Source organism: Nitrospiraceae bacterium, assembly GCA_035623075.1.
GTDB lineage: Bacteria > Nitrospirota > Nitrospiria > Nitrospirales > Nitrospiraceae > DASPUC01.
Window position 1 is genome coordinate 22,821 of the sequence record DASPUC010000038.1, and the last position, 23,032, is coordinate 45,852.

The window sequence follows — 23,032 nt, forward strand, 5'->3', positions numbered from 1 at the left end:
AACTTAACTCTTCAGACGGAAGTTGAGCTTAAACTGATAGAGATTGACCTGGCTCTCCGTGGCAGCCTTACTCTCCTGAAGATCGATATTCATGAAGTAGTCCGTGCGGCGAAGGTTATTAACGAATTCCACTACGTCGTCGTTCGTCATCGCACGACCCTCAAGCTCAATATTTTGTCCGTTTATCCCCACTCTGACTAACCACAGCTTCAACGGCTCCAAACTTTGGCTGACATGATCCAGCACTTTCACTGGACCAACGCGTGATTTTTCCAGTTGGTCGATGATTCGATTCTTATCTTCCAATATTTTCTTGCGTTGTTCGAAGTCCGCAACTTGTTTGACCTGTTCTTTGAGCTGTGCAACCTGCTTTTCCTTATCCTGCTTTTCTGCATGCTTGCCTTCAAGCTCCGTATCGAGTGCCGTGGAATACCACCAGCATCCTGCTAGAGTAATCACCACGAGTCCGACACCCAATAAAGCCTGAGCCCTGACATCATACTGCGGCTTCGCCTGCCGCCCTTTGGGCCCAGGCAATAGATTAATTCGGATCATCGGTCTCCTACCGATCTGAGCGCGAGTCCCATACTCACAGCAGCAAGGGGTCCGAGGTCGGCCAAAGTTTCCTGGTCAAAATCACTGCCCGAGGTATCCACTTCATTGAAGGGATTGGCGATCTCGACAGGAACCTGCATGCGGTCATGAAGCTGTTGGACAAGTCCCTTGGCCCGCGAGCCTCCCCCACACAAGAGAACCTGCTGAATGTCTGAATCCGTCATGGTTGACTTGAAATAATCGATCGTCCTCGCGATTTCCGATGCTACCTCGGCATTCACACTGTCGATGACACCATTGACTGCTTCTTGGTTGGCCCCAGCTGAACGTTCGCCTTTCTTTGTGGCCTCGGCATCCTCGTAGGACATTCCCAACTCCCGTTGGATCGCCTCCGTGTATCGATTCCCACCAATCGGAATGTCGCGGGTAAACAGAGATGTTCCACCTCGAACGATGTTGACGTTCATCACGCTGGCGCCAATGTTGACAAGCGCGGTCGTCTCGTCCTGTGCAACGGGGTAGTTAACCCCGTGCATATTCTCGATGGCAAAAGCATCGACGTCCATGACCAAGGGTAACAGCCCTGCTCCTTTCACGAGTTCGGTCAACTCGTTGATTTTATCCTTCTTAGCCGCAACTAAGATGACCGACATCTCGCCTTGCGCGTCGCTTCCTCCCTCAGCTGGAGGCAGAACGTGAAAATCGATGTTGACCTCATTGATATCGAACGGAATGTACTGTTCCGCCGCGAGCCTCACCTGGCCTTCCAATTCCTCATCCGGCATGGGTGGTAGACTGATCTTCTTAATAATCACCGCGTGGCCCGATATGGACACTGCCACCTGCTTCACCTTAACGTTGAGCTCTTCAAACAACTCACGAATGGCCGAAACGACCCGGCCTTCATCCATTACGGTTCCGTCAACGATGACTTCCGGCTCAAGCGGTTTTACCCCGAACTTCTGCAACACGTACCGCCCACGATTCTCCTTCAGCTGAACCAGCTTGATGCCGCTTGATCCGATATCGAGCCCGACGAGCTGACGTTTCGGCGTCAGCATCGAGACAATATCTGTTTCAACTAAACTCTTGAGTGAACTCAGCATAGGTACCTCGAACCGTACACTACTATCGGGAAATGGCAAATCTTTTTCGTACTTTCGTACCGGTCATTGCTCTTGCCCTTCATACTCAACCCGCCAAATTAACCAAGCTGCATTCTTCGAATTGGTTGTTTCTCCCGATTCGCTTTGGTTTGCGGAAGGTTATTTAGATGGATGGCTGAAGCGCTGTCCCAGGATGATCCGTAATCATCGGTCCTGTTTTTGGCATCGGCCTGCATCTAACCTATCGGGACCGCAGCGTACCACTGCGATACATAAGGGAAGTATAGTTCATGCATGAGAGCTGTCAAGAAACCGGGGGGATCTGTCGAGGCACGACCGCTGGTTGCCGCGACACTATGATTTGTGGAGATCGCGATGGATCACGCTGACCTGGTATCCCCTCGCGGCGAAGCTTTCTTGGAGACGCAGGGCGATGGCAACCGATCGATGTCGCCCGCCAGTACAGCCGATGCCAACGTTCAGATAGCTGCGATGTTCACGTTCAAAGAGCGGAATCAAGAACTGAAATAAGTTATCCAATTTCTCGATAAAGGCGATCGCATCAGGATTGCCGAGCACAAAACTCCGTACTCTCGGATCCTCCCCTGTCAGGGGCTTCAGATCCTGCACGAAGAATGGATTGCGAAGAAAACGAACGTCGAAGAGAAGGTCCACATCGTACGGCACACCAAACTTAAACCCAAATGTGAGCAAGGAAATGGTCAGGGGCCTCGGGACTGAATCGTCCCGAAACTGTCTTACCAAAAGTTCACGCAAGTCGTGCACCGTTAGATCCGACGTATCAATAATTCGATCAGCGTGACGGCGCATTTCCTGAAGACGCTCTTTTTCAAACCGTACGCCTTCTAATACTGGGAGGTGAGGCAAGAGCGGATGAGGGCGGCGAGATTCGGAAAAGCGACGTACCAGCACCTCCTCTCGGGCTTCAAAAAACAACAACTCAACTGAGTGACCGAGGGACTTTATTCGCTCTAATATGCCGATCAGATCGGCAAAGAACACCCGTTCACGCACGTCAATTCCAAGACCCACATTTTTGATTTCACCACCTTGCTGGTTGCAGAGATCCACAAACGTCGGGAGCAAAGCTGGGGGCAGGTTATCAATGCAGAAATATCCCGCGTCCTCAAAGCAGTTGAGGGCGTGGGACTTTCCAGACCCTGAGAGACCACTGACAACGACGAGTTTGAGGCCTGCCATGAGGGTTCACTGTGAGGGATCAATCAATGCCATGCGTCCATTCACAAGACGCTTTAGGATTTGCAGCTTCCCGGATATCGAATTTCTAAACACCACGAGAGAGCCAGGAGTGGATTCCAGCCGCCTTTTCGCTTCGTCGAATGAAAGCATCGAGGTTGAGAGACTTATCACATCAATGCCGTCAATACTCTCCGGTACGCTGTGCCCGCTTATCGAATACACCCGCTTCTTCAGGCCTTTGTGATCGACGAGACGTTCCTTGCGCTTTCGGATTTGTGCCTCAAGTCGAGTGACAGCCTGATCAATAGAGGCATACATTTCCTGGGTTGACACTTTTGCCTGCACCCGCTTCCCCTGGAGCGTACAGACGACTTCCGCCGTATGCTGGAGCTTGTTGACCCCGAGAATCACGGCAATGTGTGCGATCCGCACGTCGTATCGATCTAGTCGAGCCAACCTGGATTCGACATGCCGTCGTATAGCCGGTGTGATGACCAGCTGTCTGCCGGTGATTTGCATCACCTTAGCTCCTGTCGATTGCTACAGAGACCCCACCGTCAAGCTCGGCCACCTATGACCGCACGATGATCACGTTTGTCACCGGAAAGACGGGCCAGATGGTGGGTAACAACTCTGCACCGGGACTGCTGCGTCAAAAGAACCGTTTACGTTGGTTCGCAGAGGGAATGTTCTCTTCAGCGCGATATTTAGCCACAGTCCGTCGCGCGATCAGAATTTGCTGATCGCGCAACCGCGCAGCAATCTCTTCATCCTTCAATGGCCGCCGCGCGTCCTCTTCGGCCACCATTTTCCGAATCATCTCTCGAACCGTAACTGAAGACAACATATCCATGGGCTGATCAGCCCGCTGAAGTCCCGCGTTAAAAAAGAATTTTAGTTCGAGCATACCTTGCGGGCAATGCATGTATTTATTGGCCGTGACCCGGCTGATCGTCGACTCGTGCATGCCGATGTCTTCAGCAACCTGCTTCAGAACAAGTGGCTTGAGGTATTGTACCCCGTGCTCAAAAAACTGCTCCTGAAACTTGACGATACTCGATACCACCTTCACGATCGTCTTGTTTCGTTGCTCGATACTCCGTATGACCCATTGAGCCGCCCGAAATCTTTCCTCAAGATAGGCTTTTGTCTCACCCAATCCGTCGCGATTCGACGTCATGAGTTTTCTATAATCCTGGCTGATCCGCATGCGCGGCAGACCGTCATCGTTCAGCAAGACCACCCATTCCCCTTCCTTCTTCACCACAAACACGTCAGGCACGATGGCATAATTCTGGGTGTTGGAGAACGGTCGAGCGGGCTTCGGTTCAAGTGATTCGATAACCTTGGTCGCCTGAAACACCTCCTCAACCGTCACATCTAACGCTTTCGCGATGCGGGCGTATTGTTTTTTCTCCAAATCCTTTAGATGGTGTTGCACGATACCTTCGACAACCGACCCCTTCAGTGCTCCGGGACGGGCACCGAGCGACCCCATGGGACTCTTGCCCAAATGGCCGAACTGCAGCATCAAACATTCAGACAAATCCCTCGCAGCCACCCCGGTCGGATCGAAGCTCTGCACATCCTTGAGAACTGATTCTGCCTCCGCTTCACTAAAATCGGTCCCGCTGACGATCTCGGCCAATGGCGTGCGGAGATACCCGTCGTCATCGAGGTTCCCGATGAGCAATCGGCCGATAGCTTTCTCACGATCGGACAGTCCAGAAAGAGACAGTTGCCAGACTAAATGATCTTCCAACGAGGTAGGTTTGGCTAGCGTCTGCTCATAAGAGGGAAACTCCTCCTGCGACGACGAAGCGTATTCCCCACCCCCCATGCGACGATCGGTTCCATAATACTCCTCCCATCCGGATGCCGAGACTTCATCAGCCGTATCACGTTCCTCGGGGGTTGATTGCTCTTCATTCGATTGTTCCTGCCCCGCAGACGCTGTATTTTCCTCCTTCTGATCATCAACGTTCTCCGCCTCACCTTCTTGTGTTTCAGCCGGCGCTTCTTCGAGCAAAGGATTTTCCATCATATGCTGTGAGAGGCTCTGCTGGAGTTCTAAGCGAGACAACTGCAGCAGCTTGATCGCCTGCTGCAATTGCGGGGTCATGATCAGCTTTTGGCTGAGTCTAAGGTCCAGTCTCAGTTTCATGGCACTCCACGGAATCGACCGGCTAGAGCTTGAACCGTTCTCCTAAATATACTGCTCGCGCGGTTTCACTTTTTACAATCACATCAGGAGGCCCGGATTCCAGGATCAGGCCTTCGTTGATAATATACGCCCGGTCGGTAATCGACAGAGTTTCTTGCACGTTATGGTCGGTTATAAGGATTCCGATGCCTTTGTCTTTCAGTCGAATGACGATTTGTTGAATGTCAGCAACGGCGATCGGATCGATCCCTGCGAATGGTTCATCCAAGAGCATAAAAGAGGGGTTTGTCGCCAGCGCACGTGTGATCTCCAACCGTCTCCGTTCACCACCAGATAACGCATAGGCCATACTCGTCCGAATATGACTCAAGTCGAGCTCTTTCAGTAGTGCATCAACGCGTTCGGCCCGTTCGGTCTGAGAGTAATCCAGCATTTCTAGAATTGCGAGAATATTGTTCTCTACGGACAGGCGGCGGAACACCGAGGACTCTTGAGGTAAGTACCCGATGCCCTTGCGCGCTCGCTTATACATCGGCAAATCGGTGATGATATCCCCATTGAGAGTGATCTGTCCTTCGTCCGGCTGGCAGAGTCCCACCATTATATCGAAAATAGTCGTCTTACCTGCCCCGTTCGGTCCCAAGAGCCCGACTACTTCTCCGGATCTGACTTCAACGAAGACTCCTTTCACGACTTTTCGGCCGCGAAACCCCTTGACCAGTCCTCTTGCGCTCAAACAGGCAATCTCGGGAAATTCTCTCCCACCGAGACTGGGCGAGGCATTGGGTTCTACGACCTCTCTCACTTAGTGCCCCCTCCTTCCGGTTCGATGCGAACGTGGGAACCGCCCTCCACGACACTTCGATCTTCCGCCAGAAACATCGTGATCTGCTTCCCGCTCACCCTGGTACCTTTGTCCCATGCCACAGGATTTCCCGTCAGTACGATTTTTTCTTCGTTCTGATAGTACACGGCCTTCTCACAGGTCGCAGTCCCGGATTCTTTTTCAATCTTAACTCTCCCCGTCGCCTCGATGCGGTTCAACGTACGGTTTGAGACGGTCGGCATCACATCCGACCCCTTTGAGGCAGTCGTGCTCTTTGTCGAATCACGCGAATGGCGATCATCTTCCCCGCCAGCCTCTTGCGGTTTAAACAAAACAACCATCCGATCGGAATACACAACCAGTGCCCCTCGCGTGAGCACGACCGTTCCCTCAAAGACGGCTTGGTTATCGTGATTCTTGACGGTCATTTTCTTGGCGGTAATGGTGGTACTGACCGTCTGATCGGCCGCTCCCTTTGGAGGGCTGGCCTCTTCTGATCGACCGTGTGAGGGAACACCGACTGTCAGAATGTTAAGAAGCAGGAACCAAATCCACATGGACGTCCTCAAGTACTTCAAACTCTTCCGTGTCCAGATGTCCCAGGAGGCCACGCCCCCTGACTTCCAATCCATGACCGACAATGCGCACGGGATCCTGCGTTCTGATCTCTCGCGTTTGATCGGTCCATGCGAGGTGATTCGTGTATATGATATACCCACTCGTCGTCTCCACGACGAGCGGGGCAGTTCGATTCGCGAGTATAAAGTTCTTCGTGGCGGTATCCAGTGTCCCTTCCTCGCCCGTCACGGTCAGCTCCTTCCCCTGCTGACCAAACAAGGTCACGGCCACAGTCTGAAGCAGGGCGCGCTTGTCCTGTTCAAAAAGCCGCGCTTGTTGCGCTTGAACTTGCCATTGAACAGTCGCACCCTTCGTCTGAGTAAACGTAAAATTCGAGATTGTGGCATCAGCTTGATCGATCGAGCCAGGCGCCGTCGTGGTTGGTGTGGGAACTGATGTGGAATTCGTCAGGAGTAGATAGGCGAGAAAGCAAGCCAGAATTACGCTGATGGCAAATAAACTTCGTTGGGCCCAGTGTCGCCACACGGTACGTGGTATTCCTCGTTCAACAATGCCTGGCACGATAATAGCATGTGCCATGGGGCAAGTAAACGGATGCCGTCGTCACGCCATGTTTCAGATGATGGAAGTCACTTAAAGCTCGGCTATCGATGTGCGATCAACGCGGATGATTCGGGCCACACCACCCGTATGCCGTGCAAGGGGTCGGAAGCCTAGCCGGCTTTCTCGCTTGAGGGGGACTGAGCAGCTGCAGTCTGCTTTCTGTTCGACGTCGTCTCAGGTCTCGCTACGAGTTCGATCGCAACCAATTCAGCCGCATCTCCCATGCGTTGGCGAGTTTTCACCGTCCTGGTATACCCGCCGGGACGATTCTTGAAGCGTGCCGCCACATCACTGAACAGTTTTGCGACGACTTCCTTACTCCGGAGGAAACTCAAGGCTCGACGTCTGGCCGGTAAAGTGCCCTGCTTCCCCAAGGAAATCATCCGATCGGTAAAGCCTCGAATTTCTTTAGCCTTCGCCTGGGTCGTTTCGATGCGTTCATGTTCAAGGAGGGAGGTAACCAAGCTTCTGAATAAAGCCCATCGATGTTTGGTCTGCCGCCCTAGCTGTCTACCCTTCTTTCGGTGACGCACGGTACCCTCTCTTGCGCTGCTCGTTAGAGACTATGGATTGCCATTTTTCGGAGTGGAGCCCTCCAGTTTCGCTCCGAGGGTCAAACCCATCTCCGACAAAATCTCCTTGATCTCATTCAAGGATTTTTTCCCGAAATTCTTGGTCTTCAACATCTCGCCTTCGGTCTTCTGCACCAAATCCGCAATCGTCTTGATATTCGCGTTCTTCAAGCAATTTGCCGCGCGTACTGACAATTCCAGTTCGTTCACACTCCGGAACAGATGCTTATTGACCTCACGCTGAGACTCATCAGCCCCCGCCTCGGCCCGCCCTTCGACACGCTCTTCAGGATTGATAAAGATATCCACGTGGTCGCGGAGAATGCTCGCGGCGGTCGACAGCGCATCGCGCGGGGCGATCGTCCCATCCGTCCAAATTTCCAACATCAACTTGTCGTAATCAGTCATGCGCCCGACACGGGCATTCTCCACGTGAAAATTGACCCGCTTAATTGGCGAGAAAATGGAGTCGATCGCGATGACCCCGATGGGGAGACCTTCCTCCTTATTACGTTCAGCTGGAGCATATCCGCGTCCGTGCTTCACGGTCATCTCAATGTCCAACGTGGCATCCTTGTCTAGCGTGGCGATATGTAGATTGGGCGTCAGGATCGTAAGGTCCGCATCATGGATAATGTCCGAACCTTTGGCTTCACCCGGTCCCTTCTTCTTCAACCGGATCGTTTTGGGTTTATCCGTGTGCAATGCCAGCCGTAAGCCTTTGACGTTCAAGATGATCGACGTGACATCTTCCGTCACGCCGGGGATCGTGGAAAATTCGTGCAGTACCCCTTCGATTTTAACCGTCGTTACCGCCGCGCCGGTCAAGGAGGACAACAGCACGCGCCGCAATGCATTGCCGACTGTCGTGCCGAATCCCCGTTCAAACGCTTCGGTGGTAAATCGACCGAACGTCGGAGAAAGTGTGTCCTTGTCGACTTCCACCCGCATCGGGATCTGAAAGTCTTTCATTGCTTTGATCATGACTCCCCCTTCATCTCATCGAGTAGCCTGGTCATCGAGCACCCATCGCCTCTACTGACAACCACCATCTCTCTCGAATCACTGTTCTATCTCGAATATAATTCCACGACCAATTGCTCGTTGACCGGAAGAACAATCTGACTCTTTGTGGGGAGCGCCTTCACGGTCCCCTTAAAGGTCGCCTTGTCCAACTCCAGCCATTCGGGAATCCCGCGTCCATCCACCGCCTCAAGCGCAGCCTGGATCGGAACCAACGTCCGACTTCGTTCCCGCACTTCGACAACGTCGCCGGCCTTCACCAGCGCTCCCGGAACATTCAGCTTGCGGCCATTCACCGTCACGTGCCCATGACCGACCAGTTGGCGGGCTTCCTTACGCGAGGCCCCAAATCCCAATCGGTACGCAACGTTATCGAGCCGGCATTCGAGGAGTTGAAGCAGCGCCTCACCAGTAACACCGGATTGTCGCTCCGCACGCTCGAAGATACCGCGGAACTGCCGTTCCTGAAGACCATATATGCGCCGTAGCTTCTGTTTTTCGCGCAACTGGGTGCTATAGTCGGAAATCCGCTGACGAGCTTGGCCATGTTGCCCCGGAGGATAACTCCGACGCTCAATCGCGCATTTCTCCGTCATGCAGCGCGAGCCCTTCAAGAACAGCTTTTCACCTTCTCGCCGACAGAGTCGACAGACAGGACCACGATACTTTGCCACTGCTTCCTCCTCGTGAATCGTCATTCGTTAAACGTGGAATCGCTGTCCTGCTCTTTTGCGATTAACGATCAACGTTTAACGTCGTTCTCACACTCTTCTGCGCTTGGGCGGACGGCATCCGTTGTGCGGAATCGGTGTCACATCGCGAATCAAATTAATCCGTAATCCCGCTGCCTGCAAAGATCGGATCGCTGATTCACGCCCAGCTCCCGGTCCATTCACGTAGACATCGATCTGGCGCATACCACTTTCCATTGCTTTACGGGCTGCCGCTTCGCCCGCTCGCTGCGCCGCAAAGGGTGTGCTTTTGCGGGACCCTTTAAACCCCTGATTTCCCGCACTCGCCCAGACCACTGTATTGCCGCTCATGTCGGTGATCGTCACAATGGTATTGTTGAAGGACGCTTGCACGTGAGCGACCCCATTCTGTACGATACGGCGCTCTTTCCGCTTCCCCTTTTTGACGCTCATACAAACTCCCTAGTGGCTACGTGACAGATGTCAGGCTGTCGGTGTTGGTTTTGTTGCCGGCCTTGGTTTGCTCCCTACCCCTGCTCGCTTGCCTTTTCTTGTACGCGCATTGGTTTTTGACCGCTGTCCGCGGACCGGAAGCCCCTTGCGGTGGCGCAGGCCACGGTACGTTCCAGTGTCGATCAAACGCTTGATATTCATAGAAAACGTCTTCCGAAGATCGCCTTCAACCTGATAATCTTGCTCGATGATTTCACGGAGCTTCACAATCTTGTCTTCGCTCAGGTCCTTGACCCGGATCGCACCGTCCACACCGGCCTTCGTCAGAATCTGCACCGCCGATGCCCGTCCGATTCCAAAGATATAGGTCAGACCTATATCGATTCGCTTCTCTCTCGGCAAATCCACTCCGGCGATACGTGCCATTTGGTTCTCCCTTCTACATCCTGCAGGATGGCCCGACCAGCCTTTTATACGCGCGCCCAACCAGGGCCTTCCGAGGCCGCACATTGCGCGAGCAGGCGACTGGTCGTGGCGTCCTGCTCACCCTTGCCTCTGCTTGTGCCGAGGATTTTCGCAGAGGATTCGGACAACGCCTCGCCGCCTCACCACTTTACACTTGGCACAAATCGGCTTAACCGACGATTTGACTTTCATGACTGTCCACACTCCTGCTGACCTACTTAAAGCGATACGTGATACGCCCCCTCGTCAGATCGTAGGGCGACATCTCAACAGTGACCTTGTCTCCAGGCAGGATGCGAATAAAATGCATCCGCATTTTCCCCGAGATATGTGCGAGAATTTTGTGGCCATTATCGAGCTGGACGCGAAACATCGCGTTCGGTAACGTTTCGGCGACCGTGCCCTGTATTTCAATCATGTCCTCCTTCGGCACGAATCGTTATCCTTTCTTCCGTCTAACGGCCAATTCGCCCCCCCCTTTACAACTGGCTCAGAATTCTGGCTGGCCCGCTCGATTGAACCGCAATCGTATGTTCAAAATGAGCCGAGAGACTTCCGTCTGCCGTCACTGCCGTCCACCGATCATCCAACACTCGGACCGCACTTCCACCCATGTTCACCATCGGCTCAATCGCAAGAACCATCCCCGCTTGTAGTCTTGGTCCCTGTCCAGGCCTGCCATAGTTCGGCACTTGCGGCTCCTCATGCAATTGGCGGCCGATCCCGTGGCCGACAAACTCTGCCACAACAGAATATCCTGCGGCCTCCACATGGCGTTGAATCGCATGCGAGATGTCCGACAAGCGGCGGCCTACCGTCGCCTGTTCAATGCCGAGCATCAAGGCTTCTTCCGTCACCTGGACTAACTTGGCAGCCTTCTCGCCAACCTCACCGATCATCACCGTCACTGCCGAGTCGCCGTAGAATCCATCGACGATTGCCCCCAGATCGAGCCCGATTATGTCCCCCTCCTTCAGTTTCCGTTTGGAGGGTATCCCGTGAACCACCTGCTCGTTCACCGATGCACACAGCGTTTTTGGATAATTCCGATACCCCTTAAACGCCGGCTTGGCGTTGCGAGCCAAAATCTCCGTCTCCGCCAGAGCATCAAGCTCATCGGTAGTCAGCCCGACCCGCACAACCTTCTTGAGCACCTCTAACGTTTCTGCTACTACTCTCGACGCCTTGGCCATGACCTCAATTTCGTCAGGCGTCTTGAGGATGATCATGTTGCCCTGTACGGCTCGAGCACCTTCATCAACTTTGCAAACACCGCATCGACGGCCTCAGATGCATCCAAGTGAGTAAGGAGCCGCTTGTCTTCATAGTATCGAATGAGCAGCGCCGTTTGCTCCTCGTACACCTTGAGCCGCGTTTCAATCGCTTCTCGCCGATCATCACTCCGTTGAACGAGCAACTCGCCACAGCGGTCGCACACCCCATCTTGCTTGGGCGGCGAGAAATCAACATGGAACGTCGCTTGACACTTCGGACAACTTCGCCGGCCGCTCAGTCGTCTGACGATCGCCTCCCGAGGAACCTCAAAGTTCACCACGCGATCGAGGGGCATCCGTTTTTCCCCTAATGCCTGCCCCAGTTCATCCGCTTGCGGCGTGGTTCTCGGAAAACCATCCAAAACAAACCCACTAGCACAACCAGCTTCGTTCAGCTTTTCCCGCACTAACCCGATCACGACCGAATCAGGGACCAGCTTTCCCTGATCCATGTATTCCTTGGCTTCGAGCCCAAGCTTCGTCTGGTTTCTAACGGCTCCTCGCAGCAGATCGCCGGTCGAAATTTTTGCAATCTTGAACGCCTCGACTACTCGATCAGCCTGCGTGCCTTTCCCCACTCCCGGTGCGCCGAGAAACACCACTCGCATGATCGTCCTCAACCGCTCCGACCACGCAGGGGGCCCATGCCTTTTCCAAGAAACCCTTCATAATTGCGCATCAGCATGTGGGACTCGATCTGCTGCGCCGTATCCAACCCGACACCAATCACGATCAAGAGCGACGTGCCACCGAAATAGAAAGGAACGTTCAACTTATAGATCAAGAACTCTGGGATGACGCACACGATCGCCAGATAGATCGCTCCGGCGAACGTGATCCGCGTCAGTACCTTATAGATATAGTCCGACGTCCGCTGTCCGGGACGAATGCCGGGAATGAAGCCACCGTATTTCTTCATGTTGTCGGCCATATCAACCGGGTTCAGCACCACGGCCGTGTAAAAGAAACAGAAAAAGAGAATGAGCCCCACATACATCAGCGTGTACAACAACGAGCCCGGGGCCAGCTGCGCTCCAATCGACTTAACCCACGGCGTCTCAAAAAACCCCGCGATCGTAGCCGGAAACGCGATGATCGAAGAGGCGAAGATCGGAGGAATGACACCCGCCGTGTTGATCTTTAGCGGAATGTGTGTGCTCTGCCCTCCGTATACACGCCGACCAATGACCCGTTTCGCATATTGAACGGAAATTTTTCTCCGCCCGCTCTCCAGGAAGACGATCGCGGCAACGACGGCCACCATCAAGACCGCCAAGGCTACCAACAGAATGAAACTCAGCTGACCGACCTTATACAAGTCGAACGTCTGCGCAATGGCGGCCGGCAGTCGTGCGACGATTCCGGCGAAGATGATCAACGAAATTCCATTGCCGATCCCTCGCTCGGTGATTTGCTCGCCCAACCACATCAAGAACCCGGTACCCGCCGTGAGCGTGATCACCGTCATCAGACGGAACCCCCAGCCGGCGTTCAGCACGAAGGCGCCTTGATTCATTTGCTCCAGACCGATGGCGATCCCAAACCCTTGAATCAACGCAATCCCGATCGTGCCGAATCGGGTGTACTGAATAATTTTCTTGCGCCCCCGTTCTCCCTCTTTTGCCAGCTTCGAGAGGTGCGGAATGACCACGGTCAACAGCTGCAAAATGATCGATGCGCTGATGTAGGGCATGATGCCCAGCGCAAAGATCGTCAACCGCGACAGTGATCCGCCGGAGAAAATGTCCAAGAAGCCGAGCAGCGCTCCGCCCTGCTTTGTCAGGAATTCGGAAAGCGCCTCGCCGTTGATGCCGGGCGTCGGGATATGCGCGCCAATCCGGTAGACGACCAGCATCCCCAAGGTAAAGAGGATACGGGTGCGCAGCTCGGGAATTTTCAGAATGTTCTGAAAACTGGTCAGGAGCCGCTCAAACACTGGGAATGACCTCGATTCTCCCTCCCGCTGCTTGGATCTTTGTCTCCGCGGACTTGCTGAATTTATGCGCCTGTATAACAAGCGGTTTCTTCAGCTCACCGCTCCCCAATATTTTAATCGGTAACGTTTTCCGTTTGACCAACCCCGCATCCACGAGCATCTGCGGGGTGATCGTCCCCGCCCCCCCCATCTCAGAGAGATTCTTGAGATTGACGATTGCATATTCTTTCCGGAATGGGTTCGTGAATCCGAACTTCGGAAGACGCCGGATGAGAGGCATCTGTCCGCCTTCGAACCCTGGACCTTTCCCTCCGCCGGACCGCGCGAGCAACCCTTTGTGACCCTTGGTCGCAGTTTTCCCGTGGCCGGATCCAGGCCCACGACCGATCCGTTTCCGTCGCTTTCTGGCTCCCTTGGCAGGAGCGAGTTCGTGCAGGTTCATTGTGGTTGGACGTCCAACAGATATCCGACCTTATGAATCATCCCTCTCACCTGCGCTGTGTCGGGGCGGACCACACAATGGCGAATGCGTCGAAGTCCCAATCCCCGCAATACCAGTCGATGATCCTCCGGGGTTCCGATCGGACTTCGTTTCAATGTAATCCGTAGACCTTTTGTCACCACCTTCGGTGATTTCGTCGTGGCCATCAGACTGTCGCTCCGTGGGCAACCTGGCTTCCGACACCTCGCCTCAATTGCAGCACTTGTTCGGGATTCTTGAGCTGACACAGCCCGTTCAACGTGGCGCGGACCGTATTAAATGGATTCCCTCGCCCGAGCGTCTTCGAAATAATATTGTGGGCTCCAACCAACTCCACGACCGCCCGCACGGCGCCTCCCGCAATAATTCCCGTTCCTTCAGCAGCCGGCTTCAGAAGAACATGTTCGCCGCCAAACAATCCGTGCACTTCGTGAGGAATCGTCCCCGATTTGAGCGGCACATGGACTAGGTGCTTCTTCGCCTGCTGCACCGCCTTCGCGATGGCAACCGGGACTTCAGCTGCTTTCCCTTTTCCAATCCCGACCCACCCCTGCCCGTCACCGACCACAACCAGCGCGCAGAAGTTGAATCGCTTTCCGCCCTTGACGACTTTCGCAACGCGGTTGATGAACACCACTTTGTCTTTAAGGTTCAGCTCGTCTGGATTAACTCGCACGCGTTCTCGCTCCTCTCTCGATCTGACCAGCCTTCGGTCTGGAATCAGAAACTGATCGCCAATGCTGACGGCTGCTCGCTAGAACTTGAGTCCCCCTTCACGTGATGCATCGGCAAGGGCCTTAATCCGGCCGTGATAGAGTCGTCCGGCTCGATCAAACACGACCGCTGTCACTTTTGCAGCTTTCGCCCGTTCGGCCAACAGCTTCCCCACCGCTTTCGCCGCCTCAATGCTACCAGTCGATTTCAATGATTTTCGGAGGGACTGGTCGAGCGAAGACGCAGCCGCCAATGTGGCTCCCTTGACGTCATCGATTACTTGCGCATAGATGTGCGCGCTGCTCCGGAACACGTTTAAACGGGGACGATCCGGTGTTCCAAAAACTCGCTGACGAACCCGCTGCTGTCGACGCGCTAACTGACGCGCTTTCTCTTCGGTTCTCATCGTGACACCCTGCTACTTTCCGGTCTTGCCTTCTTTCTTGCGTAAGGTTTCACCAACGTAACGAACGCCCTTCTGTTTATAGACATCGGGGGGCTTGAGCGCACGTAAGTTAGCCGCCACTTGCCCGACCAATCGCTTATCCGCTCCCTTCACGTTGATGAGAGTCTGCTTATCTACCTTGACCTCGATGCCGGGAGGCACGGCGTAGGTCACCGGATTGATGTAGCCCACGTTGAAACTCATCGTCCGCCCCTGGACCTGCGCCTTGTATCCGACTCCGGTAATTTCAAGATTGCGCTCATATCCTTTCGTCACTCCATGGATCATATTGTTGAGTTCGGCCCGAACTAACCCATGGATCGCGCGCACGTTCCGGTCGTCATTGGGGCGCGTCACCACCACTTGACCGTTCTCGACCTTGACACCAATACCCGAGACGAGCGTCCAGTCGAGCTTTCCCAGCGGTCCCTTAACTGACACCACCGGTCCGGCGACTTTCACATCGACACCGCTTGGAATTGCAATGGGCTTTTTCCCTATCCGTGACATCGATCGCTTACCCGTTCGTTACCACACGGAGCACAGTACTTCTCCTCCGAGTCCCGCATGACGAGACTCTCGGTCCGTCATGATCCCTTTCGACGTCGAAAGGATGGAGACTCCGATCCCGTTCCTGACCTTGGAGATGTCCTTGCTGCCGACATACACGCGACAACCAGGTTTGCTGATCCGTTCCATCCCTGAAATCATCGACTGGCCTTCTCCGACATATCGCAACTGGACCTTGAGGACAGGATGGCCTTCTTCCACCGCTTGCTCGACGCCTTGGATAAATCCTTCGGCCTGGAGCACCCTCAAGACCTCGCGTTTCAGTTTGGATGCGGGAACCGTCACCACTTCGTGATGTCGTCGCGCACCGTTCCGCAATCTCACCAAAAGGTCGCCGATCGGATCCGTCACCATAAGTCCTCTACCAACTCGCCTTTCTGACGCCGGGAATTTCTCCCTTTAAGCTCAACAACCGAAAACAAATTCTGCACATGCGGAACCGTCGAAGATAGCCCCGCACACGGCCACATAGCGGACAGCGGTGATAGTCCCTCGTGGGAAACTTGGACTTAGCGGCCGACTTGTTTCTGAGCGCTAACCTCGACACCCTGGACTCCTTCGTTTGACGTTACGTTCTGAACGGCATGCCCAATTGCTTGAGCAGCGCCTTGCCTTCGTCGTTCGTTCTTGCGGTCGTGACGATCGTAATATCCATTCCATGGATCGATGCCACTTCGTCGTAATGGATTTCCGGAAAGATCAGTTGTTCCTTCAGCCCTAACGTATAGTTGCCCCGTCCGTCGAAGGCTTTGGGTGACACCCCGCGAAAATCTCGAATGCGGGGAAGCGCCAAGGTCACGAGCCGGTCAAAGAATTCATACATCCGTCGGTTACGCAGCGTCACCTTCGTCCCGATCGGCAGGCCCTGACGCAGCTTGAACCCGGCGATCGCTTTCTTGGCGCGAGTCACGATCGGCTTCTGCCCGGTAATCGCCCCCAGCTCAGTCGTCGCACTTTCCAGAAGCTTCACGTTTTGAATCGCCTCACCCATGCCGACATTCAACACGATCCGGTCGAGCTTGGGCACTTGCATGATGTTCTTGTATCCGAACTCCTTCATGAGTGCCGGGACGACTTGCTGCTGATACATGTCGCGCAGCCGCGGCCGAAACTTGGACTCCTCGCTGCCGTCGTCTGTCAACGCGGGAGCGGGCGGAGTCCCTTTTTTCGCCGGTCGCCCAGCCGGCTTCCCGCCTTTGTCTTTCTCACCCTTGACCATGCTGATACCCTTGCGTCCTAATCGACGATTTCCTTTGATTTCTTACTAAACCGGACGCGCCGTCCGTCGTTGAGTGTCCGGATCCCTAACCGTGTCGGCTTTTGCGTTACAGGACACAAAAACATCACTTTCGACAACGCCAATGGAGCCTCGCGCTCGAGAATGCCGCCCTGCTTTACTTTTTGGTTCGGTTTCGTGTGCCGTTTGATGATATTGACCTTTTCAACCAGGACTCTTCCGGCCCCAAGGTCGACCGACAATACCTTCCCGGACTTCCCTTTGTCGCGGCCCACCATGACCACGACCGTATCGCCTTTTCGAATTCGACTTTTCTGCAATCCGTCCACGTTCACCCGATCCCGCCGTTGCGTTACAACACTTCCGGAGCCAAAGAGATGATCTTCATGAACTTCTTCCAGCGCAATTCTCGCGCGACCGGCCCGAAAATACGGGTTCCGATCGGCTCCCCTTCCTTATTAATGAGCACGCAGGCATTGCGATCGAACTTGATATACGACCCGTCTTCCCGGCGGACTTCCTTCGTCGTCCTCACGATGACAGCTCGGCTCACATCACCCTTCTTCACCGTCGCCTGAGGGATCGCTTCTTTCACGGTCACGACAATCACATCACCCAATGAGGCATATCGTCGCCTGGTCCCACCGAGCACATGAAAACACATGGCCTGCTTGGCCCCTGAATTATCGGCCACGTCCATGTAGGTATAGCTCTGAATCATGCCCGTTCTACGTCCTGCAGAGGTCCGGCCGTCCGCTTACTCGGTTTGTCCCTTTTCCAAGACTTCCACGACGCGCCAGTGTTTGTCGTTGCTGATCGGCCGTGTCTCGATCATGCGCACCCGGTCTCCAATCCGACAGGTGTTCTGCTCGTCGTGCGCTTTTAGTTTGGTCACCCGGCGGAGGATCTTGCGATACACCGGATGAATCACCGAACGCTCCACCGCCACCACCACCGTCTTATTCATCTTGTTGCTGATGACCCGGCCCACCCACTCTCGCCGCTTTGCTGTCGCCTCCGCCATCGTCAGGCCCCTTTCACGTTCGTCGACGACGGTTCCTTGCGTTCAACTTCACGCAGGATCGTCTTCACTTGAGCGATGTTTCGCTTTGTTTTCCTGATCTGCATGGGATTTTCCAAACGCCCGGTCCCGAGCTGAAACCGAAGGTTGAACAGCTCTTGCGTCAGCTGTTGCGCCTTTTCAGCCAATTCTGCACCCGTCAACTGTCGCAGTTCTTTCAAATCCATGTCCGTACTCGCCTTAAAACTCTCCCCGCGTCACACATTTGGTGGCGATCGGCAGCTTGTGAGACGCTAGCCTGAACGCTTCGTGTGCAATTTCCGGTGTCACACCATCCATCTCGTAGAGGATCCGGCCCGGTTTCACGACCGCCACCCAGTACTCGGGATTTCCCTTGCCCTTTCCCATACGAGTTTCCGCCGGTTTCTTCGTAATCGGCTTGTCGGGAAAGACTCTTGTCCACACCTGCCCACCGCGTTTCACGTAGCGGGTGATCGCAATACGGGCGGCTTCGATCTGTCGGCTTGTGACCCAGCCGGGCTCCAAAGCTTTGAGGCCGAACTCTCCCAGAGTGAGATGTCCGCCACGATAGGCCTTACCGGTCATGCGGCCCTTCATCATCTTGCGAAATTTGACCTTTTTTGGTGCCAGCACAGTCGCCTCTTCTGTTACCCCAACCGACGTTCAAAGGCTGCTTCCGGTTTGAGTGGCTGAACGGGAAGAATCTCGCCCTTATAAATCCACGTCTTCACCCCGATCTGCCCCATCGTGGTATGCGCCTCCGCAAATCCATAATCGACCTCGGCCCGAAGCGTGTGGAGCGGCACACGACCTTCCCGATACCACTCGGTTCTCGCGATTTCCGCACCGCCAAGACGACCGGCAATCATGATCTTAATTCCTTGAGCGCCGAGGCGAAGCGCCGATTGCACGCTGCGCTTCATGGCCCGACGGAAGGCTACGCGCTTTTCCAACTGGGTGGCGACATTTTCGCTCACCAGTTGCGCGTCCAACTCGGGTTTCTTGATCTCTTTCACATTGATATAGACCTGTCCCGCGTACTCCTTCTCGAGCGAGGCCTTGAGCTTGTCGACTTCCGCTCCCTTCCGTCCGATGATGATCCCCGGACGGGCCGTGTGGATGATCACGCGGGTTTGATCGCCCGACCGCTCGATCTCTACCTTCGCGACTCCTGCGTGGTACAAACGCTGCTTGACCATCTTCCGAATCTTGATGTCCTGATGCAGCAGCTTGGCGTAGTCCTTATCGGCATACCACCGAGAGCTCCACGTGTAGTTGTATCCCAGGCGATAGCCGACTGGATGCGTCTTCTGCCCCATACTGTCTCACCCCTACTTCAATGGGGAACGATCTTGTTCCCGGTGATATTCCTCACGCACTACGTCTTTCCCTGAACGCCTGTCCCTGCCACAATGATCGTAATGTGACTGGTCCGTTTTTGGATCGCGTTGGCCCGTCCCATGGATCGTGCGCGAAACCGTTTATAGGTCGGCCCGCAATCCACAAACGCCTTCGACACCCACATGGCGTCGCTGTCGCCCATTTCCTTCTGTTCGGCATTTGCCACAGCAGAGCGGAGAATTTTCTCCACCACCCGGGCTGCGTGCCTCGGGGTGTGCTTGAGCATCGCCAACGCCAGAGGAACCTGTTGCCCGCGAATCATATCGATTACCGGCCGTGCCTTCCGGGGCGCCACGCGAACAAATCTGAGTATCGCTCTTGCTTCTGCCATTGCTCTTTCTCTTCAAAACCAAGCTGTCAGCCTTCAGCCATCAGTCTTAGCTGACAGCCAACGGCTGAGAGCCATCGCCTCATTTCAGTGGGACGGCCTTTTCCGTCTTGGCTTGTCCATGGCCCTTAAAGAATCGCGTCGGAGCGAATTCGCCGAGCTTGTGTCCGACCATGTTCTCCGTCACAAAGACAGGAATGAACTTCTTCCCGTTGTGTACCGCGAAGGTGTGACCGATCATGTCCGGAACCACGGTTGACCGCCTCGACCACGTCTTGATGAGCTTGCGATCTTTGGTTTGATTCATCTGCTCGACCTTCTTGAGCAAATGGTCATCCACAAACGCGCCCTTGGTCACTGACCTTGGCATCGACGACTCCTACTTGCGGCGAGCGATACGGAATTTTTCCGTTCGCTTGTTGTTCCGCGTTTTATAGCCCTTCGTCGGCAAGCCCCAAGGCGACACCGGATGGGGATTCCCTTGTCCGGATTTTCCTTCGCCGCCGCCGTGAGGATGGTCAACGGGATTCATGACGACCCCGCGCACGTGCGGGCGTCGTCCCTTCCACCTGGAACGTCCTGCTTTCCCGACACTGATGTTCTCGTGGTCGACATTACCGACTTGGCCGACCGTGGCCAAGCAGGAGCCCAGAATTCGTCTCATTTCACCGGATTTCAGGCGAACTTGGACATAATTGCCGTCTCGTCCCATGACCTGCGCGAAGCCGCCGGCACTTCGGATGAGCTGCGCCCCTTTGCCAGGCTTGAGCTCGAGATTGTGAATCGTCGTACCCAACGGCATACTCGCAAGGGGCAGGGCATTGCCCGGTCGTACTTCCGAGTCTGGGCCTGACTGGACTACATCGCCGACCTGCAATCCGATCGGTGCCACGATGTACCGCTTTTCACCGTCTGCGTACTGCAAGAGAGCGATTCGAGCCGAGCGGTTAGGGTCATACTCCAATGCACTGACCTTCGCCGGAATGCCCACTTTGTCACGGCGAAAATCTATCGTGCGGTACAACCGCTTATGCCCCGCGCCGCGAAACCGCACGGTCGTTCGGCCATCATTATTCCGCCCGCTGGTCCGGAGGTGAAACTCGGTCAGCCTCTTTTCCGGTTTCTTCTTCGTCAACTCCTCGGTCGTGACCGCGGTCATCCCCCGGCGTCCCGATGTTGTCGGCTTATACGATTTCAATCCCATATCTCTTTTTCATCCACCCGCCCGGGGCGCGTCTCGATGCGCCCTTGACCCTAGGCGCTTTCATAAAGTTCGAGCTTTTCGCCTTCCTTCAATTTGACGAACGCTTTTTTCCAGTCCGATCGTTTTCCAGAAAACCGCCCAAGTCGCTTGATCTTTCCTCGGACATTGAGAACATTGACGCGCTCTACTTTGACCTTCAAGAGCGTTTCGACGGCCTGCTTGATCTGGATGCGATTCGCATCCGGATGAACGAGGAACCCTACCGTATTACTGCGCTCACGCATCGCCGTCACTTTCTCGGTCAAGAGCGGTTGCACCAAGATACTACGCGGGTCGACTTTCATGCCCAGACCTCTTTCACCCGAGCCAATTCACGTTCGGGAATGACAATGATCTGCGCCCGCACGACGTCGTAGACATTCAACCGCTCAGGCCCCACCAAGCGAATATGCGACAGGTTGCGAGCCGCCTGAGCTAAGCCCGAATGTCCCTCGCCGGCCACCACCAACGCGTGAGCCCCCTTACCGAACTGATCGAGTGCCTTCGCCAGGATCTTTGTCTTCGGCTGCTCCAGCGACAGGTTGGAGATGATGACGACTTGTCCATCAACGACCTTCGCCGACAACGCACTTTGCAGCGCCGCCCGGTACTTCCGCTTCGGCATACTGTAGGCATAACTCCTCGGCTTCGGCCCGAAGACCGATCCGCCATGTCGCCATACAGGAGAACGAATAGACCCAGCTCTCGCCTGACCCGTATGCTTCTGCTTCCATGGTTTCTTGCCGGATCCGCTGACTTCGCCGCGACGGAGCGTCGAGGCGGTCCCTTGGCGCTCACATGCTTGTTGCATAATGACCGCTTCGTGAACGAGCGACGGATGCGGCTTACAACCAAACACCTCTCGCGGAAGCTCGACCGTCCCGACCTTTTGTTTTTTCAGATCGACGACATCAACCGTCGGCATGGCCTATCCCTTTTTCGACTTGCGCACGACGACGAGCCCATTGGCCGCTCCCGGAACCGCCCCCCTCACGAAGAGAAGGTTCTCACCCGGTCTCGACTCGATCACCTTCAAGCGCTGGGCCGTCACTCGCTCAGCACCCATGTGCCCCGGCAACGTCTTTCCCTTCCAGACCCGTGAAGGGAACGAACTGGACCCGATCGATCCAGGAGCCCGGTGAAACATCGAGCCGTGTGACTCGGGACCACCGGCGTAGTGATGCCGCTTGACCACGCCCTGAAAACCCTTCCCCTTGGACACGCCGATCACATCGACCCAATCGCCCTTTTTGAAAATATCGACCTTCACCGATTGGCCTACCGCAACATCGCCAACCTTCTTGAACTCGCGAAGCACGCGACTCGCTGGCGCCTCATGTTTCTTGAGATGGCCTAGCTCAGCCTTCGACAGCTTGCGGTCCTTTACCTCATCGAATGAAAGCTGAACCGCTTCATAGCCGTCGCGCTCTTTAGTCTTGAGCGTCACCACGCGGCAAGGACCGGCCTCGATGACTGTCACGGGAGTCAGCTGACTTTCATCGAAAATCTGCGTCATCCCGAGTTTTCTTCCTAAAAGCCCGTTTGTCATGTTCATCCAGTCCTAAGTGCTGAGTTGTGAGGGCTGAGACATCCGTCATCCGGATCTCCGCACTTAGCACTCATAACTTTATTTCCACATCCACACCCGCCGCCAAATTCAACTTCATCAATGAATCCATCGTTTCCGGCGTCGCGTCCATGATGTCCATCATGCGCTTGTGTGTTCTGATTTCGAACTGCTCTCTGGATTTTTTATCTGCATGCGTCGCGCGTTGAACCGTAAACCGCTCGACTCTCGTCGGCAGGGGAATTGGCCCGACGACCTTTGCTCCACTGCGACGCACCGTCTCGACAATTTCGGCAACCGATTGATCAAGGATTCGATAATCAAATCCCCGCAATCTGATTCTGATGCGCTGTTCTACCTTGACCATTCAGTCCTCTACCTCTCGATATGTCGAGTTACGCCAGGATTTCGGTGACGACGCCGGAGCCGACAGTCTTGCCGCCCTCGCGCACCGCAAACCGCAACCCCTGATCCATCGCGATCGGGCTGATCAACTCCGCCGTCACACTCACATTGTCCCCCGGCATCACCATCT

40 protein-coding genes are annotated in these 23,032 nt (G+C 54.8%); all 40 read right to left on the reverse strand.

The genetic code is table 11. The features are described from left to right. Positions 1 to 3 precede the first annotated feature (3 nt). Positions 4 to 555: a PilN domain-containing protein gene (locus VEI50_12755; protein ID HXX75991.1), complete on the reverse strand. Its 552-nt coding sequence runs from the start codon at positions 553 to 555 to the stop codon at positions 4 to 6. Continuing rightward, positions 552 to 1,661, reverse strand: coding sequence for a type IV pilus assembly protein PilM (gene pilM, locus VEI50_12760; protein HXX75992.1), 1,110 nt, complete (start codon positions 1,659 to 1,661; stop codon positions 552 to 554). The genes VEI50_12755 and pilM overlap by 4 nt, the downstream gene beginning before the upstream one ends. A 354-nt stretch (positions 1,662 to 2,015) precedes the next feature. Further along, complete coding sequence (gene rapZ / locus VEI50_12765) at positions 2,016 to 2,882, reverse strand: RNase adapter RapZ (GenBank protein HXX75993.1); 867 nt, start codon at positions 2,880 to 2,882, stop codon at positions 2,016 to 2,018. 6 nt (positions 2,883 to 2,888) lie between these two features. Then, positions 2,889 to 3,401, reverse strand: coding sequence for a ribosome-associated translation inhibitor RaiA (gene raiA, locus VEI50_12770; protein HXX75994.1), 513 nt, complete (start codon positions 3,399 to 3,401; stop codon positions 2,889 to 2,891). A 133-nt stretch (positions 3,402 to 3,534) separates the two neighbouring features. After that, positions 3,535 to 5,046 carry an RNA polymerase factor sigma-54 gene (gene rpoN, locus VEI50_12775; GenBank protein HXX75995.1) on the reverse strand — a complete coding sequence of 504 codons (1,512 nt, stop codon included), beginning with the start codon at positions 5,044 to 5,046 and terminating at the stop codon, positions 3,535 to 3,537. A 22-nt stretch (positions 5,047 to 5,068) separates the two neighbouring features. Then, positions 5,069 to 5,851, reverse strand: coding sequence for an LPS export ABC transporter ATP-binding protein (gene lptB, locus VEI50_12780; protein HXX75996.1), 783 nt, complete (start codon positions 5,849 to 5,851; stop codon positions 5,069 to 5,071). Continuing rightward, positions 5,848 to 6,429: an LptA/OstA family protein gene (locus VEI50_12785; protein HXX75997.1), complete on the reverse strand. Its 582-nt coding sequence runs from the start codon at positions 6,427 to 6,429 to the stop codon at positions 5,848 to 5,850. The genes lptB and VEI50_12785 overlap by 4 nt, the downstream gene beginning before the upstream one ends. Then, positions 6,404 to 7,030, reverse strand: coding sequence for an LPS export ABC transporter periplasmic protein LptC (gene lptC / locus VEI50_12790; protein ID HXX75998.1), 627 nt, complete (start codon positions 7,028 to 7,030; stop codon positions 6,404 to 6,406). Before lptC ends, VEI50_12785 begins: the two co-directional genes overlap by 26 nt. A 134-nt stretch (positions 7,031 to 7,164) precedes the next feature. Then, positions 7,165 to 7,587, reverse strand: a complete 423-nt coding sequence (gene rplQ / locus VEI50_12795; GenBank protein ID HXX75999.1) for a 50S ribosomal protein L17 — start codon at positions 7,585 to 7,587, stop codon at positions 7,165 to 7,167. A gap of 30 nt (positions 7,588 to 7,617) precedes the next feature. Continuing rightward, complete coding sequence (locus VEI50_12800) at positions 7,618 to 8,610, reverse strand: DNA-directed RNA polymerase subunit alpha (GenBank protein ID HXX76000.1); 993 nt, start codon at positions 8,608 to 8,610, stop codon at positions 7,618 to 7,620. Positions 8,611 to 8,696: 86 nt separating this feature from the next. Then, positions 8,697 to 9,323, reverse strand: coding sequence for a 30S ribosomal protein S4 (gene rpsD, locus VEI50_12805; GenBank protein ID HXX76001.1), 627 nt, complete (start codon positions 9,321 to 9,323; stop codon positions 8,697 to 8,699). An 87-nt stretch (positions 9,324 to 9,410) separates the two neighbouring features. Then, positions 9,411 to 9,794 (reverse strand): 30S ribosomal protein S11, encoded by a 384-nt coding sequence (gene rpsK / locus VEI50_12810; protein ID HXX76002.1) that lies wholly within the window; start codon positions 9,792 to 9,794, stop codon positions 9,411 to 9,413. 30 nt (positions 9,795 to 9,824) lie between these two features. Next, positions 9,825 to 10,220, reverse strand: a complete 396-nt coding sequence (gene rpsM / locus VEI50_12815; GenBank protein HXX76003.1) for a 30S ribosomal protein S13 — start codon at positions 10,218 to 10,220, stop codon at positions 9,825 to 9,827. A 117-nt stretch (positions 10,221 to 10,337) separates the two neighbouring features. After that, on the reverse strand, positions 10,338 to 10,451 hold the full coding sequence (gene rpmJ / locus VEI50_12820; GenBank protein ID HXX76004.1) for a 50S ribosomal protein L36: 114 nt from the start codon (positions 10,449 to 10,451) through the stop codon (positions 10,338 to 10,340). 22 nt (positions 10,452 to 10,473) lie between these two features. Further along, positions 10,474 to 10,677 (reverse strand): translation initiation factor IF-1, encoded by a 204-nt coding sequence (infA, locus tag VEI50_12825; protein HXX76005.1) that lies wholly within the window; start codon positions 10,675 to 10,677, stop codon positions 10,474 to 10,476. 61 nt (positions 10,678 to 10,738) lie between these two features. Then, positions 10,739 to 11,488: a type I methionyl aminopeptidase gene (map, locus tag VEI50_12830; GenBank protein ID HXX76006.1), complete on the reverse strand. Its 750-nt coding sequence runs from the start codon at positions 11,486 to 11,488 to the stop codon at positions 10,739 to 10,741. Then, on the reverse strand, positions 11,485 to 12,141 hold the full coding sequence (locus VEI50_12835; protein ID HXX76007.1) for an adenylate kinase: 657 nt from the start codon (positions 12,139 to 12,141) through the stop codon (positions 11,485 to 11,487). Before VEI50_12835 ends, map begins: the two co-directional genes overlap by 4 nt. An 8-nt stretch (positions 12,142 to 12,149) precedes the next feature. Continuing rightward, entirely contained in the window at positions 12,150 to 13,469 is a 1,320-nt protein-coding gene (secY, locus tag VEI50_12840) for a preprotein translocase subunit SecY (GenBank protein HXX76008.1), read from the reverse strand. Next, positions 13,462 to 13,911 (reverse strand): 50S ribosomal protein L15, encoded by a 450-nt coding sequence (gene rplO, locus VEI50_12845; protein ID HXX76009.1) that lies wholly within the window; start codon positions 13,909 to 13,911, stop codon positions 13,462 to 13,464. Before rplO ends, secY begins: the two co-directional genes overlap by 8 nt. Next, a complete protein-coding gene (gene rpmD / locus VEI50_12850; GenBank protein HXX76010.1) occupies positions 13,908 to 14,117 on the reverse strand; it encodes a 50S ribosomal protein L30 in 210 nt (69 codons plus the stop codon). The genes rplO and rpmD overlap by 4 nt, the downstream gene beginning before the upstream one ends. Then, positions 14,117 to 14,626, reverse strand: a complete 510-nt coding sequence (gene rpsE, locus VEI50_12855) for a 30S ribosomal protein S5 (GenBank protein HXX76011.1) — start codon at positions 14,624 to 14,626, stop codon at positions 14,117 to 14,119. The genes rpmD and rpsE overlap by 1 nt, the downstream gene beginning before the upstream one ends. Before the next feature lie 78 nt (positions 14,627 to 14,704). Continuing rightward, positions 14,705 to 15,070, reverse strand: a complete 366-nt coding sequence (rplR, locus tag VEI50_12860) for a 50S ribosomal protein L18 (GenBank protein HXX76012.1) — start codon at positions 15,068 to 15,070, stop codon at positions 14,705 to 14,707. Between the two features lie 12 nt (positions 15,071 to 15,082). Continuing rightward, positions 15,083 to 15,619: a 50S ribosomal protein L6 gene (gene rplF, locus VEI50_12865; protein HXX76013.1), complete on the reverse strand. Its 537-nt coding sequence runs from the start codon at positions 15,617 to 15,619 to the stop codon at positions 15,083 to 15,085. A gap of 18 nt (positions 15,620 to 15,637) precedes the next feature. Then, positions 15,638 to 16,033 (reverse strand): 30S ribosomal protein S8, encoded by a 396-nt coding sequence (gene rpsH, locus VEI50_12870; GenBank protein HXX76014.1) that lies wholly within the window; start codon positions 16,031 to 16,033, stop codon positions 15,638 to 15,640. Between the two features lie 7 nt (positions 16,034 to 16,040). Beyond that, the gene (locus tag VEI50_12875) at positions 16,041 to 16,226 is read right to left on the reverse strand and encodes a type Z 30S ribosomal protein S14 (protein HXX76015.1); all 186 of its coding nucleotides are present in this window, start codon (positions 16,224 to 16,226) and stop codon (positions 16,041 to 16,043) included. Between the two features lie 21 nt (positions 16,227 to 16,247). Beyond that, entirely contained in the window at positions 16,248 to 16,898 is a 651-nt protein-coding gene (gene rplE / locus VEI50_12880; GenBank protein ID HXX76016.1) for a 50S ribosomal protein L5, read from the reverse strand. Positions 16,899 to 16,915: 17 nt separating this feature from the next. Continuing rightward, positions 16,916 to 17,236, reverse strand: coding sequence for a 50S ribosomal protein L24 (gene rplX / locus VEI50_12885; GenBank protein ID HXX76017.1), 321 nt, complete (start codon positions 17,234 to 17,236; stop codon positions 16,916 to 16,918). A 32-nt stretch (positions 17,237 to 17,268) separates the two neighbouring features. Then, entirely contained in the window at positions 17,269 to 17,637 is a 369-nt protein-coding gene (gene rplN / locus VEI50_12890) for a 50S ribosomal protein L14 (GenBank protein HXX76018.1), read from the reverse strand. 36 nt (positions 17,638 to 17,673) lie between these two features. Next, complete coding sequence (rpsQ, locus tag VEI50_12895; GenBank protein ID HXX76019.1) at positions 17,674 to 17,940, reverse strand: 30S ribosomal protein S17; 267 nt, start codon at positions 17,938 to 17,940, stop codon at positions 17,674 to 17,676. A 2-nt stretch (positions 17,941 to 17,942) separates the two neighbouring features. Continuing rightward, the gene (gene rpmC / locus VEI50_12900) at positions 17,943 to 18,164 is read right to left on the reverse strand and encodes a 50S ribosomal protein L29 (GenBank protein HXX76020.1); all 222 of its coding nucleotides are present in this window, start codon (positions 18,162 to 18,164) and stop codon (positions 17,943 to 17,945) included. Between the two features lie 13 nt (positions 18,165 to 18,177). After that, on the reverse strand, positions 18,178 to 18,591 hold the full coding sequence (rplP, locus tag VEI50_12905) for a 50S ribosomal protein L16 (protein ID HXX76021.1): 414 nt from the start codon (positions 18,589 to 18,591) through the stop codon (positions 18,178 to 18,180). A gap of 14 nt (positions 18,592 to 18,605) precedes the next feature. Further along, on the reverse strand, positions 18,606 to 19,277 hold the full coding sequence (gene rpsC, locus VEI50_12910; GenBank protein HXX76022.1) for a 30S ribosomal protein S3: 672 nt from the start codon (positions 19,275 to 19,277) through the stop codon (positions 18,606 to 18,608). Positions 19,278 to 19,336: 59 nt separating this feature from the next. Then, a complete protein-coding gene (gene rplV / locus VEI50_12915) occupies positions 19,337 to 19,690 on the reverse strand; it encodes a 50S ribosomal protein L22 (protein ID HXX76023.1) in 354 nt (117 codons plus the stop codon). A 79-nt stretch (positions 19,691 to 19,769) separates the two neighbouring features. After that, the gene (gene rpsS, locus VEI50_12920) at positions 19,770 to 20,057 is read right to left on the reverse strand and encodes a 30S ribosomal protein S19 (GenBank protein ID HXX76024.1); all 288 of its coding nucleotides are present in this window, start codon (positions 20,055 to 20,057) and stop codon (positions 19,770 to 19,772) included. A gap of 9 nt (positions 20,058 to 20,066) precedes the next feature. After that, positions 20,067 to 20,891, reverse strand: a complete 825-nt coding sequence (rplB, locus tag VEI50_12925) for a 50S ribosomal protein L2 (GenBank protein ID HXX76025.1) — start codon at positions 20,889 to 20,891, stop codon at positions 20,067 to 20,069. A gap of 50 nt (positions 20,892 to 20,941) precedes the next feature. Continuing rightward, on the reverse strand, positions 20,942 to 21,235 hold the full coding sequence (locus tag VEI50_12930) for a 50S ribosomal protein L23 (protein HXX76026.1): 294 nt from the start codon (positions 21,233 to 21,235) through the stop codon (positions 20,942 to 20,944). Beyond that, positions 21,232 to 21,855 carry a 50S ribosomal protein L4 gene (gene rplD, locus VEI50_12935; GenBank protein ID HXX76027.1) on the reverse strand — a complete coding sequence of 208 codons (624 nt, stop codon included), beginning with the start codon at positions 21,853 to 21,855 and terminating at the stop codon, positions 21,232 to 21,234. The genes VEI50_12930 and rplD overlap by 4 nt, the downstream gene beginning before the upstream one ends. Before the next feature lie 3 nt (positions 21,856 to 21,858). Next, a complete protein-coding gene (gene rplC, locus VEI50_12940; GenBank protein HXX76028.1) occupies positions 21,859 to 22,485 on the reverse strand; it encodes a 50S ribosomal protein L3 in 627 nt (208 codons plus the stop codon). A gap of 64 nt (positions 22,486 to 22,549) precedes the next feature. After that, positions 22,550 to 22,864, reverse strand: coding sequence for a 30S ribosomal protein S10 (gene rpsJ, locus VEI50_12945; GenBank protein HXX76029.1), 315 nt, complete (start codon positions 22,862 to 22,864; stop codon positions 22,550 to 22,552). 28 nt (positions 22,865 to 22,892) lie between these two features. Beyond that, on the reverse strand, positions 22,893 to 23,032 hold a 140-nt coding region (gene tuf, locus VEI50_12950), incomplete at its 5' end, for an elongation factor Tu (protein ID HXX76030.1).

Excerpts from the sequence above, each read along its gene's own strand:
- rplC (HXX76028.1), bottom strand. The coding sequence starts at position 22,485 with ATGAACATGACAAACGGGCTTTTAGGAAGAAAACTCGGGATGACGCAG.
- rpmJ (HXX76004.1), bottom strand. The coding sequence starts at position 10,451 with ATGAAAGTCAAATCGTCGGTTAAGCCGATTTGTGCCAAGTGTAAAGTG.
- infA (HXX76005.1), bottom strand. The coding sequence starts at position 10,677 with ATGATTGAAATACAGGGCACGGTCGCCGAAACGTTACCGAACGCGATG.
- rplF (HXX76013.1), bottom strand. The coding sequence starts at position 15,619 with ATGTCACGGATAGGGAAAAAGCCCATTGCAATTCCAAGCGGTGTCGAT.
- rplN (HXX76018.1), bottom strand. The coding sequence starts at position 17,637 with ATGATTCAGAGCTATACCTACATGGACGTGGCCGATAATTCAGGGGCC.
- rpmC (HXX76020.1), bottom strand. The coding sequence starts at position 18,164 with ATGGATTTGAAAGAACTGCGACAGTTGACGGGTGCAGAATTGGCTGAA.
- VEI50_12835 (HXX76007.1), bottom strand. The coding sequence starts at position 12,141 with ATGCGAGTGGTGTTTCTCGGCGCACCGGGAGTGGGGAAAGGCACGCAG.
- rpoN (HXX75995.1), bottom strand. The coding sequence starts at position 5,046 with ATGAAACTGAGACTGGACCTTAGACTCAGCCAAAAGCTGATCATGACC.
- VEI50_12930 (HXX76026.1), bottom strand. The coding sequence starts at position 21,235 with ATGAAAGTCGACCCGCGTAGTATCTTGGTGCAACCGCTCTTGACCGAG.
- rpsJ (HXX76029.1), bottom strand. The coding sequence starts at position 22,864 with ATGGTCAAGGTAGAACAGCGCATCAGAATCAGATTGCGGGGATTTGAT.
- rpsK (HXX76002.1), bottom strand. The coding sequence starts at position 9,794 with ATGAGCGTCAAAAAGGGGAAGCGGAAAGAGCGCCGTATCGTACAGAAT.
- rplO (HXX76009.1), bottom strand. The coding sequence starts at position 13,911 with ATGAACCTGCACGAACTCGCTCCTGCCAAGGGAGCCAGAAAGCGACGG.
- rplE (HXX76016.1), bottom strand. The coding sequence starts at position 16,898 with ATGGTCAAGGGTGAGAAAGACAAAGGCGGGAAGCCGGCTGGGCGACCG.
- map (HXX76006.1), bottom strand. The coding sequence starts at position 11,488 with ATGATCATCCTCAAGACGCCTGACGAAATTGAGGTCATGGCCAAGGCG.
- rpsC (HXX76022.1), bottom strand. The coding sequence starts at position 19,277 with ATGGGGCAGAAGACGCATCCAGTCGGCTATCGCCTGGGATACAACTAC.
- rpmD (HXX76010.1), bottom strand. The coding sequence starts at position 14,117 with ATGGCCACGACGAAATCACCGAAGGTGGTGACAAAAGGTCTACGGATT.
- rpsH (HXX76014.1), bottom strand. The coding sequence starts at position 16,033 with ATGGTGACGGATCCGATCGGCGACCTTTTGGTGAGATTGCGGAACGGT.
- rplR (HXX76012.1), bottom strand. The coding sequence starts at position 15,070 with ATGAGAACCGAAGAGAAAGCGCGTCAGTTAGCGCGTCGACAGCAGCGG.
- rplV (HXX76023.1), bottom strand. The coding sequence starts at position 19,690 with ATGGCAGAAGCAAGAGCGATACTCAGATTTGTTCGCGTGGCGCCCCGG.
- VEI50_12785 (HXX75997.1), bottom strand. The coding sequence starts at position 6,429 with ATGTGGATTTGGTTCCTGCTTCTTAACATTCTGACAGTCGGTGTTCCC.
- rpsM (HXX76003.1), bottom strand. The coding sequence starts at position 10,220 with ATGGCACGTATCGCCGGAGTGGATTTGCCGAGAGAGAAGCGAATCGAT.
- rplB (HXX76025.1), bottom strand. The coding sequence starts at position 20,891 with ATGGGATTGAAATCGTATAAGCCGACAACATCGGGACGCCGGGGGATG.
- pilM (HXX75992.1), bottom strand. The coding sequence starts at position 1,661 with ATGCTGAGTTCACTCAAGAGTTTAGTTGAAACAGATATTGTCTCGATG.
- rpsS (HXX76024.1), bottom strand. The coding sequence starts at position 20,057 with ATGCCAAGGTCAGTGACCAAGGGCGCGTTTGTGGATGACCATTTGCTC.
- rpsQ (HXX76019.1), bottom strand. The coding sequence starts at position 17,940 with ATGGCGGAGGCGACAGCAAAGCGGCGAGAGTGGGTGGGCCGGGTCATC.
- VEI50_12755 (HXX75991.1), bottom strand. The coding sequence starts at position 555 with ATGATCCGAATTAATCTATTGCCTGGGCCCAAAGGGCGGCAGGCGAAG.
- VEI50_12800 (HXX76000.1), bottom strand. The coding sequence starts at position 8,610 with ATGATCAAAGCAATGAAAGACTTTCAGATCCCGATGCGGGTGGAAGTC.
- lptC (HXX75998.1), bottom strand. The coding sequence starts at position 7,030 with ATGGCACATGCTATTATCGTGCCAGGCATTGTTGAACGAGGAATACCA.
- raiA (HXX75994.1), bottom strand. The coding sequence starts at position 3,401 with ATGCAAATCACCGGCAGACAGCTGGTCATCACACCGGCTATACGACGG.
- rapZ (HXX75993.1), bottom strand. The coding sequence starts at position 2,882 with ATGGCAGGCCTCAAACTCGTCGTTGTCAGTGGTCTCTCAGGGTCTGGA.
- rplD (HXX76027.1), bottom strand. The coding sequence starts at position 21,855 with ATGCCGACGGTTGATGTCGTCGATCTGAAAAAACAAAAGGTCGGGACG.